The organism is Brevibacillus sp. GCM10020057, from assembly GCF_042683565.1.
Classification (GTDB): domain Bacteria; phylum Bacillota; class Bacilli; order Brevibacillales; family Brevibacillaceae; genus Brevibacillus.
In genome coordinates this window covers 1-6,058 of sequence record NZ_JBHUJW010000039.1, presented here as the reverse complement: position 1 = coordinate 6,058, position 6,058 = coordinate 1, and the positions used below count along the sequence as shown (strand labels likewise).

Genomic DNA, 6,058 nt, shown 5'->3' with positions numbered 1-6,058 from the left:
ATCGCTCGGCAGTAGCAATTGGTTTTCCTCGTTGGCGTACGGTTGGTACATGATCGTCATCCTCCATGTGCACGGTTTTTCATCATTATGAAACGATTTCCTTGCATATGAATTCGACGAAATGTGCCTCAAACCCTTGTCCCTACTGGATTTTTTGATCGTTCAGCAAGCCCTATATATTTTTGGACACTAACGTTGCATTAACCTTTTCTAACCATTCAAAATACCTATAATGTTCGGTATTTAAGTGTTCGTGGCATAAAAAAATCCTTTACACTGGAAAGGTCAGGTAGTTCCTGTCCAAATCCAACGCAAAGGATAGCTCATGGACAAGAATACCCTATTTTCTTCATTTGGTAAATGGGTTGCCCCCATCAATATTGTGAAACTTCAACAACGCATTGAAGAAACGGATCAAGACAAGTACGTAAAAAAGCTGACTACCAAAGCATACCTGTTGCTGTTTTTGCATGCCCACCTTCAGCAACGAGAAGGGCTTCGAGCCATTGCTGATGATGTTCTGTCCAAGGAATTTCAGCAGGAACTAGGACTTTCATCGATCAGCCCCGCACAGCTGAGCCGAAAAAATAACCGAGTCGATCCTGCTCTGCTCGAAGAAATTTTTGTTGACCTGGTACAGCAGATTCAGAAGGCTTCGGGTAACACCTACTCTCTTCGAAAAGACATCAAGATCATCGATTCGACTACCATTGGGCTATGTTTGCAGAAGTACAAATGGGCAACCTTCCGGAAAACCAAGGCGGGAATCAAGATTCATCTTCGTCTCGTCTTTGCCAACCAGCAGGATGTGTATCCAGAAAAAATCACGCTGACTTGTGCGAAAGCAAATGATCGTACCCAAATGGAGGCACTCATTGACGAAATCGGAGCGATGTTCGTCTTTGATCGGGGATACGTGGATTACGAAAAATTTGATGAATACACGGACAAAGGCATCTTTTTCGCGTCCCGCCTGAAAGAGAACGCTCAAATCCGTCATCTCTATGCGTTCCCGTTACCGGCGGAAAGCTCTGTGTTATCGGATTCGATGATCTTGCTTGGAACACCACAGAAACGGATAGATAACGTGTTACGACTGATTGAAACGCTTGATTCGAAAGGGAATCTCATTCGAATCGTTACCAATCGCTTCGATCTGGAAGCCGAAGAATTGAGTGACATCTACCGTTGGCGTTGGCAAATTGAACTATTTTTCAAGTGGATCAAGTAGCATGTAAAGATCAAGACATTCTATGGAACGAGTGACAACGCTGTAAAAAACCAAGTGTTTCTCGCTCTCATTGCCTACTGCCTGTTGCTCCTTATCAAGTTGGAAAGGAACAGCCGACACAGTCTGTTGCAAATCAGCAGATGGCTCAAAGTCTTTCTCTGGCAGGCGTTCGAGCAATGGATCGGTAGAATGGATTACCAGGCCGAACGAACATAGAGAGGCCGACAGAAACGGAAATAGCCGTTGTATGTTGTTGTTGCTGTTGTAACAAATGTATAAAACTACCAAATGGATAGTGGCTACCTTTTGCTCCGATGTTGCCGTTTTTGGTTGCGAAGTTGAAAAACCCATTCAGAATACTTCGACAAATAGTGAATTTATTTTTTATGCAACGTTAGTGATTACGACTATATGGAAGAAAAACTGGCACCCATATTGTACGTAGTTGGGTTCCGTAAGGGTGAGTTTGACTGGTCAAAAAATACTCTTTACATCCCTGTAGATGCACCCTTTCAAAGACAAGGTGCAGAAGATTTTCACTCCAATACATTGGGTCTTTCTGTAACACTTGCCGACTTAACGCTGAACCATGAAAAGCCCGGAAAGTTCGGGATACATCTTCCATCATTACGACAAAGAGCTGCTGCCGCTAACGTCGACCATTGGGAGGTTGAACAATTTATCATACAAGTTTGCGACATAGAAGAATTGTTGCAGCTGAATGTTTTTAGTGAACGCACAGCGTAAGTTTACCAGACGCCCATTTTGGGCTTTTCTTATAACCACAAACCAGAACGTACATTCTTATAAATTTGACCATTCTCTTCCGAATTGACAGGTATCTTTAGATGGATGGAAATATGCGATGCAGGAGGGAAGTAGTTATGAAAGGTCACGTTAGAAAACGAGGCTCCAAGTGGTGTTTCGTTCTTGATCTTGGTAAAGATGAAACCACCGGTAAACGTCAGCAGAAATGGTTCTCAGGCTTCACAACAAAAAAGGAAGCCGAAAAAGCCATGGCTGAAAAGATAACTGAGGTTAACCAGGGGACATTTATAGCGCCTTCAAAGGAAATGTTTTCGTCATTTCTGACGTCTTGGTTGGAAAATAAAAAGATGAGTGTACGCAGCTCCACCTTTCGCAACTATGAATGGCTCGTCAATAAACACATTCTGCCTCATCTTGGAAAATACGAATTAGCAAAACTGAATCCGATGCACATTGAGGCCTTTTATAGAAAGCTAAAAAAAGACGAGTCTGCTCTGTCGGACGAAGTTATCTCTAAAATCCATACAATTATAAATGCTGTCCTTACTCGTGCTCACGAGCGAGGCTTCGTTGCAAAGAACGTTGCAAAATTGGTGGATAAACCACGTTTCAGTAAAAAGAAAATGGAAGTTTGGAATGAAAAGGAAGTATTGCAGTTTCTGGATGTTGCACGGGAAGATCGTCTTTACATTGCCTTTTTCCTTGCAATTACAACTGGGATGAGGCGTGGAGAAATTCTTGGCCTACGCTGGAAAGACATTGACTTCGAAAATGGAGAAATATCAATTCAGCAGACACTTTCAAATACAGGTGATGAGTTACAGGAACCGAAAACCAAGAGTGCCCAAAGGTCAATAGCTTTGCCAGAGCAAACAGTGGCTGAACTGAAAAAACACAAAAGGAGAATTGCTCAGGAGAAATTGTTAGCTCGATCGGTGTACCAAGATAACGATTTGGTTGTTTGTACCTCTGTTGGGACAAAGGTATTACCACGGAACCTGATCCGCACTTATTACCGCTTATTGGAAAAAGCTGACGTTCCAAAAATACGTTTTCATGACCTCAGGCATTCCCACGCTACCTTGTTGCTTAAAAAGGGAGTGCACCCTAAGATCGCCCAGGAGCGTCTCGGACATGCCAACATCCGAATTACATTAGACACATACTCTCATGTTCTCCCCAACATGCAAAGTGAAGCAGCCAAACAATTTGGAGACTCACTTTTTAATAAGGATGATGCCGAAGAAAACGATAAAAAAGCACTTTAGTACGATAAAGGTTTGCATTTTGTTTGCAAACCGCATTTTTTTATGCAAAAAGCGCGGTCTCTCTTTTCGATAAACCGCGCCGTTATAGGCTTTTTTATGGAGATCCGGACTGGGTTCGAACCAGCGACCCCCACCCTGTCAAGAGAACTTAAACCAAATGTTCTCGTATTAATGACTGGGCTTGTCCTCGATATATCAAACCACTTACTTCCAGTCTCAATTACCATAAATATATAGTAGTCAGGGAAAGAAGTCAAGTGGTCGCTTAAAATTTCTCCGATAAATCTAAATCAAACTCTTCACTTGTATCTGCTTTTCCGCTGATAAGCTGCCATCGTTAAGTTGGCAAATGAGTTTTACATATCCTAAATTATTGCCTTTTACTGTTACACTTTCGCTTGATTGGCTTGTGATAGTCGCCAAGTTAGTTGTTCCCCCACTGGTACTTGTTAAAGACCATGTAGCAGGTTTCATGGTCACAGGTTGACCATTATTTGTTAAACTTGCCGTCCATGTTTTTGAATATCCTTTGGTAACGAATGTATCTCCGTTAATTGTTAGAGCGTAATTATCTCTCGGTAAATCTTCCACTGTCAGTGAAATGGTATCCTTCACATCTGGATTATCTGCCAGTTGAGCAGTAATGGTCACCGATCCTGCATTTATTGCGGCAACCAATCCATTAGCGTCAACAATCGCAATATTGGAATCACTTGCACTGTAGACAACTGTTTTGTCAGTCACAGCAGTTCCGTTTAAGGTGACACTCACATTTAATTGCAAAGTGTTCCCTTGTTGGATTGTTGTTTCCATATTTTCAATGTCAAGAGCGTAAACATAGCTTCCTGCATTGGCAATCTCATTCCGAATGTCGTCAACAGCTTCATTAAACTGATCCTGTTTACACCACAATCTGAGCAATCCTTTCTGAGTCCTGTCTATTGCTTCGACTTGCCATGCGCTACCCATCTTGATGAATCGCTGACCAACCTCAATTTGCAATGTCTCCTGATTTTCTTGCAACGTGACAAGAATCTTGCTGTTAGGTAAAGTCATAAATTGACCAGTTTCAGTGTCAAAGACACGCCCGTCAACAATTGTTGGAAGCTCTTTTACAATCCCTTCAAAGTTAAACTTAATTGGGTAATCACAGACACGCATGATCCCTTTATATTTACCGTATCGCTGTCCATTAATCTCACTGATAATCAGCCAATCCTCATCGTTGTAATGGACATTATCACCGCATTTGATTGGCGTAAGTGTAGCAATTTTTTTATCATCAAAATCAATCGCAGCAGATGTTTGGTTAATTGGCGTGTTTGTGATTACTGCTTGGACTGGTTGATTATTGACTGTAATCCATTGACCAAATGAATCAAGGATATATTGGAAATCGTCTAGGTTTGGTTGGAATAGGTTAATCATGTGTATTCCCCCTTATCGATCAAACAACATAAAAAAAGAGCCATTTGTATTGGCTGCTTTCGATTCTTCGATCTTCATTTTGCGGATTTTGTTTTCCAGTTGGTCGATTCGTGCCATTAGGTTTTCATGTAATTGACTTACTGTCTGGTCATCAGATGTGTAGTTTTTCATCAATTGTGGCTGATTCGCAATGCTTTCCAGGATGGACAATGCAGCTTCGTATATCTTTCTTGTCTGTGCCTTGTCAGTTGTATTATATGTATCATTGGCATTTAGTCCATTTTCTGCTAGATAGACGGATAATTCATCGGTCGTAAGAGTAATACCTTTGATTTCTATGTTAAGGCGTTCTTGATTCGTCATAGATTATTCCCCCTTATTTTTTCTAGGAAACGCTTCTGGGTCTTGATAATAAGCCCTTAGACGTTGAGTAAGTAATTCCTTGCCACCTTCATCAATTATCTGGCAAGCGTTTTTCGCCAGATCAATATGAGAAGCATATTCAGGACGGAAGAAGATTTCGACCCAAACTCCCTTGTAACGGAAAAAGATTTTAGGAACATCTTTTCCTGTCCATTCCCACTCACCTTTATCTTTATTGAAAGCGTGATATTGATACTTCTCTTCAAGTGTCAATTCAATTGTTTCACCATTGTCTAGCTTAATCGTTTCTCTAGTTTGAAATACTTTCATTTGATAGAACCTCCTTTGAATTAACAAAAAAACTGCCACAATGGGCAGTCAGAATTCTATTGTCCTAACGAATCTTTTAACATCTGTTCTAATTCGGCTTGAATCTCCTCTTGTGTCATAGATTCGACAGGTTTATACTCACCATTTTTACTGTAATCTGCTGGATTATCAGAAGGCCCATCTTTGGGAACATACTGCCCGTTTTGGTCATAATCCGACGGGTCTTTAGAAGGTGCTTTTGGATCGGCTTCTAGTTCCTCTTTGGTATAAACTGGTTGATTGTTGGTTATGGGCTTAGTTGAATTACTATTATGTGTTTCTGGTTTGGTTTGGGTAATCCCACTTGATGGGTCACCTCCACATCCAGTTAATAATCCAACTAATGCAATCGACAACATTACCCTTTTCACAGTAATTCCCTCCTGATTTGATCATAGGAGGATTTTACCATATCTCAAGGAGTTTTTTGATTACATTTGTAAAAAAATGAAGTATGTGGTCGGGTAATAAATAACACTCAGACAAGCATTTATTAGGACAATAGTTTTGCCTTTTTCTGTGAAAATCCCTAATGCCTTAGTATTGAAGTAAGGAATGGAATTCACCTTCCGAATGATTCGCTAACCTGAAAAAAGACAATAGAATGCCCGGGACATCCATTATACGGATG

At 40.9% G+C, this 6,058-nt stretch carries 6 protein-coding genes, 1 tRNA gene and 2 pseudogenes; 4 read left to right on the top strand and 5 right to left on the bottom strand.

Translation table 11 applies throughout. From position 1 onward, the window contains the following. Nucleotides 1-325: 325 nt before the first annotated feature. From ACFSO0_RS11940 to ACFSO0_RS11930, 4 genes and pseudogenes are all read left to right on the top strand, one after another. Nucleotides 326-1,168, top strand: a pseudogene (locus ACFSO0_RS11940) (IS4 family transposase); the annotation flags it as partial. Nucleotides 1,169-1,183: 15 nt separating this feature from the next. After that, nucleotides 1,184-1,289, top strand: a pseudogene (locus ACFSO0_RS19770) (transposase); the annotation flags it as partial. Nucleotides 1,290-1,642: 353 nt separating this feature from the next. After that, nucleotides 1,643-1,978: a hypothetical protein gene (locus ACFSO0_RS11935; protein WP_376880421.1), complete on the top strand. Its 336-nt coding sequence runs from the start codon at nt 1,643-1,645 to the stop codon at nt 1,976-1,978. Nucleotides 1,979-2,115: 137 nt separating this feature from the next. Further along, entirely contained in the window at nt 2,116-3,267 is a 1,152-nt protein-coding gene (locus ACFSO0_RS11930) for a site-specific integrase (RefSeq protein WP_376880418.1), read from the top strand. A 97-nt stretch (nt 3,268-3,364) separates the two neighbouring features. On the opposite strand, the gene ACFSO0_RS11925 is transcribed toward ACFSO0_RS11930, so the two are convergent. From ACFSO0_RS11925 to ACFSO0_RS11905, 5 genes are all read right to left on the bottom strand, one after another. Next, a tRNA-OTHER gene (locus ACFSO0_RS11925) sits at nt 3,365-3,431 on the bottom strand. A 121-nt stretch (nt 3,432-3,552) separates the two neighbouring features. Continuing rightward, nucleotides 3,553-4,695: an Ig-like domain-containing protein gene (locus tag ACFSO0_RS11920; RefSeq protein ID WP_376880415.1), complete on the bottom strand. Its 1,143-nt coding sequence runs from the start codon at nt 4,693-4,695 to the stop codon at nt 3,553-3,555. 12 nt (nt 4,696-4,707) lie between these two features. Continuing rightward, a complete protein-coding gene (locus ACFSO0_RS11915) occupies nt 4,708-5,058 on the bottom strand; it encodes a hypothetical protein (protein WP_376880413.1) in 351 nt (116 codons plus the stop codon). A gap of 3 nt (nt 5,059-5,061) precedes the next feature. After that, nucleotides 5,062-5,388, bottom strand: coding sequence for a hypothetical protein (locus ACFSO0_RS11910; RefSeq protein ID WP_376880411.1), 327 nt, complete (start codon nt 5,386-5,388; stop codon nt 5,062-5,064). 56 nt (nt 5,389-5,444) lie between these two features. Further along, complete coding sequence (locus ACFSO0_RS11905; protein WP_376880409.1) at nt 5,445-5,798, bottom strand: putative periplasmic lipoprotein; 354 nt, start codon at nt 5,796-5,798, stop codon at nt 5,445-5,447. Nucleotides 5,799-6,058: the final 260 nt, after the last annotated feature.